Origin of the sequence: Candidatus Binatus sp. (assembly GCF_030646925.1) — a bacterium.
GTDB lineage: Bacteria > Desulfobacterota > Binatia > Binatales > Binataceae > Binatus.
This window is the reverse complement of the sequence record NZ_JAUSKL010000108.1, coordinates 1-3921: the sequence shown is the minus strand read 5'-3', so window position 1 is coordinate 3921 and position 3921 is coordinate 1. Positions and strand designations below refer to the sequence as shown.

The 3921-nt window shown below is 61.1% G+C and carries 5 protein-coding genes; all 5 read left to right on the top strand.

Annotated features, from left to right (window positions below; translation table 11 throughout):
* The first annotated feature begins 78 nt into the window (after window positions 1-78).
* Entirely contained in the window at window positions 79-567 is a 489-nt protein-coding gene (locus Q7S58_RS18990) for a glycine/sarcosine/betaine reductase selenoprotein B family protein (protein ID WP_304829711.1), read from the top strand.
* A 63-nt stretch (window positions 568-630) separates the two neighbouring features.
* Window positions 631-873, top strand: coding sequence for a hypothetical protein (locus Q7S58_RS18985; RefSeq protein WP_304829708.1), 243 nt, complete (start codon window positions 631-633; stop codon window positions 871-873).
* 156 nt (window positions 874-1029) lie between these two features.
* Complete coding sequence (locus tag Q7S58_RS18980) at window positions 1030-2232, top strand: LLM class flavin-dependent oxidoreductase (protein ID WP_304829706.1); 1203 nt, start codon at window positions 1030-1032, stop codon at window positions 2230-2232.
* Window positions 2232-3473, top strand: coding sequence for an acyl-CoA dehydrogenase family protein (locus Q7S58_RS18975; RefSeq protein WP_304829703.1), 1242 nt, complete (start codon window positions 2232-2234; stop codon window positions 3471-3473). Before Q7S58_RS18980 ends, Q7S58_RS18975 begins: the two co-directional genes overlap by 1 nt.
* Before the next feature lie 154 nt (window positions 3474-3627).
* Window positions 3628-3921, top strand: a 294-nt coding sequence (locus tag Q7S58_RS18970) for a 4Fe-4S dicluster domain-containing protein (RefSeq protein ID WP_304829700.1), incomplete at its 3' end; no start/stop codon positions are given.

The following is a 3921-nucleotide window of genomic DNA, read 5'->3' as shown; positions in this document are numbered from 1 at the left end:
CGATCAGTACCCCGCGCCCGCGCTCTTTGCAATGGTTTACGAGAAGCGCCACGGATTAACCGCCGGAGGTTTTCAGAAATGAAACCGATTGCCTATGTTGACCGCCTGAACGCGTTTTACCGAAACCAGGGATTTCCGCCGTACCAGTGGTCGGTGTATGAAACCGCGCCGCTGACGCCGCTGCGAAAGCCGCTTAACCAATGCCGGGTCGCGCTGTTGACCTCGGGCGGGGTGTCACGCAAGGATGCGCCGCCGTTCGACCCGCTGGCGCGCAACGATCTGCGCGTCGACGCGATTCCGGCTGAGACTGCCTCCGCGCATTTTCAGATTCACGACGACTACTACAACCATGGCGACGCCGATCGCGACATCAATTGCATCTTTCCGCTCGACCGCCTGCGCGAGCTTGCCGCTGAGGGCGTCGTCGGCTCCGTCGCGCCGCATCACTACAGCGGCTTCATGGGCAGAACTTACATCCGGACCGCGGTGATGACACAGGCCGCGCCAGCGCTTGCCCGGCGGCTCGCGGAAGAGGCAGTCGATGCGGTGGTCATGGTCCCTGGCTGACCGCTGGATCACCAGACCGTTGGTCTGGCAGCGCGCGCGATCGAAGAGGCCGGAGTTTCAACCGTGCTCGTCTCGACCGGCCGCGATTTGAGCTCGCAGGTTAGAGCGCCGCGCACGGCGTTCGTGAATTTTCCGATGGGCAATCCGTTCGGGCATCCGTTTGACAAAGTGACGCAGCGCCGAATCCTGCTCGAGGCGCTCCACATTCTCGGCTCCGTGACCGAAGGCGGCACGCTGATCGACCTGCCCTGCGAGTGGGGAGAGGAATTCGGGCTTAATCTCGGTTCTGGTTACACATCGGCTTGAAAAAACCCGCCGCTTCACGATAGCGGGTCAGGCGCAGGCGGATCGGAACTCTCTGTCGGCGTTTGCACTCCGCTCGACGGCTTGTCGAACGGTACTGAAGTCTTGACGTTGGTACCGGTTTAGCTTAATGGCGGTAGGGAACAAGAGGACCACGCAGTGCCATCACGTGAGATGATCGAACGCGAGCCGCTGATTCTCGGCCTGATGTTTCCTCAGGGCCAGGGAGCATGGACCGCCTCGTTCGAGCCGACCGAGACCAACATTGAATGGAGTTTTTTGGCATCGGTGGCGCAACTCGCTGATCGGCTCGGGCTCGACTACGTGTTCATGGGCAACGGCTATTATACCAAGGGCGGTTATGGCGGCTACGGCCGAGCGCGCGCCGACGCACTCGATGCCACCGCGGTTGCGGCCGCTCTCGCCCCAATCACCAAACGGCTGCTGCTCATCTCCACCATCCACACCGCATACCAGTGCGTGCATCCGCTGTTCTTCGCGAAGATCGGCGCAACGCTCGACTGGATCAGCGAAGGGAGATGGGGTCCCAACTTCGTCGCGGGAATCTCGGAACTCAACGCGCGTCATTTCGGTGTCCCGTGGCGCGATCATGACGAGCGCTACGCGATGTCGGACGAGTTCGTGACCCTCGTAAAGCGGATCTGGAGCGATCCCGAGCCGGTCACCTTCGAGGGCAAGTTCTTAAAGACTGAAGCGGCTTGGATGAGTCCCAAGCCCGCGCGGTTGCCTATCATGGTGAACGCGGGCGTCTCCGACGCGGGACTTGATTTCGCCGCGCGCCATTGCGATTGGGTCTTCACCTCGGCCGGCGGAGAACAAGACCTCACCGGCTCGCGAGACATGCGCGCCGGAATCGAGCGCGTCAAGGGCTTCGGCCGCCGCTACGGAAAGGATCTCAAGGTCGCAAGCAATGTGTACGTGATATGCCGTGACACCGAGGCCGACGCGCGCCGGGCGTTCGAGCAGATCTGCGACCGGGCCGACCTGGAGGTAATTGAAGCGATGCATTCGCCGGGCAAGGGCTTGGTCGATCCCAAAGGCTCCAAGGCATTCGTGGACAAGGCCGAGCGCGCGATCGATCGCAGCGGCGCAATATGGGGCGGGATCCGCGTAATCGGAAATCCGCGGCAGGTCGCGGCCCGACTTGTGGAGTTCAAGGAAAATGGGCTCGATTGCGTGAGCCTGGTGTTTCATAACTACTTGAGCGATCTCACCTACTTCGCCGAGCATGTGCTGCCGCTGCTCAAGCGCGCAGGCATCAGGCTTGACGACGCACCGGCTGAAAAGCTCCGTCAGACAGAGGCGCTGAATACCTCGCTCGAGAGGTCGCGGGAACATTGATGCTCAAGGAAAAACTCTCCCCGGCCTCGCTCCGTCTGGTCAAAACTGCGGAACAAATCGCGGCAGAAGTGGTCGCGCCAAATGCCGAGACATGGGACCGGGAAAACCGCTTTCCAGACGAACTTTTCAGCGCGCTGCATCGCGCGAAGCTTGACGCGATGTGCGTTCCGAGCGCGCTCGGCGGACTCGGAATCGGCCCGGATACCGACGACCCACTGCCGGTTTGGCTGGTGACCCGCGCGCTGGCCGGTGCTGATAGCGCGAGTTGTCACAGCCAGCAGGTCCACACCAATATGACCCATACGGTCGCGCTACTCGGCACAACCGAGCAGAAAGAACGCTTCCTGCGCCCGGTGGCCGAATCGGGCGCGATTTTCGGCGGCTGGGGATCCGAGCAGAACGGGCGGCCTACAGTCGGCGAACGTCCCGCATTCACGGTCGCTCATCGAGTCAGTGGCGGATGGGAACTCAGCGGACGCAAGTTTTACTCGACCAATGCCGGCGCGGCTAAATTCGCGATCGTATTCGCATTTCCCGACAATGTTGCTAACCCGATGAGCCAACTCCTCCTGTGCATGGTCGATTGCGAAGGCCCGGGTGTTAGCGTCCAGCCGCGATGGTGGGATCAGGCCACCGGGATGCGTGCGACCGTCAGTCACCAGGTCAACTTCGACCGCGTGTCCGTCGCCGACGACGCGGTCATCGGGCCACCGGGTTCTTACTGGTCGTCGCAAGTGCAGGCGCGCTATCTGCCCCAGTTCTCCTCGAACTTCCAGGGGGTAGGCGCACACTTGTTCGATTACGCAATCAATTATCTGCGCGAACGCCGCCGCACCTCCGATCCCTTCATCCAGCACCACATGGCCGAAGCCAAGGTGATGCTGGTGACGGCGGAATTGCTGTTGGCCGAGACTTCCGAGCTATATCGGACGCGCCGTTATCCGCAGGCATTCGATTACAGCCGGATGCTGCGGGCATATTCGCAGACCGCGGTGCAGCGGGTGGTCGAACTGGTCCAGGCCAGCTGCGGCTCGTCGATCTACATGGAGCCGGGTCCGGTTTCGCGCATGATGCGCGATTGGCAGTTTTACTGCCACCACGAAAACCTCGACCTCATCCTGACCGCCGCCGGGAAAACCATCTTCGGCCTCGGCGGAGAAGGCAGCCCCGAAGCTTTTGGGTTTGGCCGTAATGAAAGTCGGGACGCCGATTCAGAGCGTGCGGGCGCACGCGAGAAATAGCGAACGTAGACCTACTGTCTGAAGCCACGTCAGCATAATCGAATTCAACACGAGATTTGTCGGGTTACGCATGAGACTGTTCACGAAGCTCAAAGATCCTCTCCGCCATACCTGCGCATCTCCGGCGGGGAACAATCCTCGTTGACGCCCCATCATGCGCTACGGATTCGTCATCGACCAGGATCTTTGTATCGGATGCCACGCCTGCACGGTCGCGTGCAAAGAGGAGCACAACGTTCCGCTTGGCGTGTTCCGCACCTGGGTCAAATATATCGAGAAGGGCGAGTTCCCCGACGTCAGCCGGCACTTCGGCGTGATGCGCTGCAACCATTGCGACGACGCGCCGTGCGTCGAGATTTGTCCGACCCGCTCGCTCTATACTCGCGCCGACGGAATTGTGGATTTCGATCCGAATCTATGTATCGGATGCAAATCTTGCATGCAGGCG